This window comes from Shigella sp. SIG6, from assembly GCF_053555815.1.
On the sequence record NZ_JBQZXC010000278.1, the window covers coordinates 1 to 890 of the forward strand.

Here is an 890-nt window from a genome sequence, read left to right on the forward strand (position 1 = left end):
TTTCGCATTGGCTAACTCCTTCGTGTATTTAGCATCGAGTGCATCAGCAGCACGCTGGCGCTGCTGCATGTCAGTAATGGTTGCGTTCGCCAGCTTCAGTTCTCTTGCGTTTTTGTCGCGCTGCTCTTTGTAGGTAATGGCGTTATCACGGTAATGATTAACAGCCCATGACAGGCAGACGATGATGCAGATAACCAGAGCGGAGATAATCGCGGTGACTCTGCTCATTGCTGCCCCCACAAACAGACTTCACGCTCAATCTCACGACGGGTCATCAGCCCTTTCCATTGCTTACCGCCAGCATATGTCCAGCGACGTAGCTGGTCACATGCGCCTTTGATATCGCCCTGGTTTATTTTGCGAAGAAGCGTCGATGTTCTGAAATTGCCAGCGCCCACGTTGTAAACGAACGAGTAAAGAGCGCCGCGCGTTGTTTCCGGTATATCGACTTTGATGTACGGGTTAATTTGTCTGGCGACAGTGACAAGGTCTTTATTCAGGAGAGCTTTGCATTCTGCTTCGGTATACGTTTTACCAGGCATGATGTCTTTTCCGGTGTGTCCGTGACATACAGCCCATACACCAATGATATCTTTGTATGGTATGTAGCTGACACCTTCCAGACCATCGTTACCACCTGGGCCAGTGATTAACACAGATGCTATAGCAACAGCCCCGCCACCAATAGCAACTGCAACAGCCTTGCGTAATGATGGCGACATTATTCACCTCTCGCAGCCTTACGCTTATCTTCTCTTATTTTGAAATACAGATTCGTCAGATAAGTCAGAAGCCCCAGAAGCAGACTTCCCAGCACACCAATCGCAGCCCACTGTGATGGACTGACCTGATCCAACCACTGCAAAAACCAGTAGCCGGCACTGCCGGCG

At 49.9% G+C, this 890-nt stretch carries 3 protein-coding genes; all 3 read right to left on the minus strand.

Annotated features, from left to right (window positions below; genetic code table 11):
• Positions 1-228 (minus strand): lysis system i-spanin subunit Rz (locus ACUU1M_RS20345; protein WP_005073325.1); only part of this gene is annotated, 228 nt, incomplete at its 3' end.
• Positions 225-722: a lysozyme RrrD gene (gene rrrD, locus ACUU1M_RS20350; protein WP_000075176.1), complete on the minus strand. Its 498-nt coding sequence runs from the start codon at positions 720-722 to the stop codon at positions 225-227. The genes rrrD and ACUU1M_RS20345, both read right to left, overlap by 4 nt.
• Positions 722-890 (minus strand): phage holin (locus tag ACUU1M_RS20355; protein WP_052969375.1); only part of this gene is annotated, 169 nt, incomplete at its 5' end. The genes ACUU1M_RS20355 and rrrD, both read right to left, overlap by 1 nt.

What these genes read in the sequence shown, in the direction of transcription:
- rrrD (WP_000075176.1), bottom strand. Translation starts at nt 722, where the DNA reads ATGTCGCCATCATTACGCAAGGCTGTTGCAGTTGCTATTGGTGGCGGG.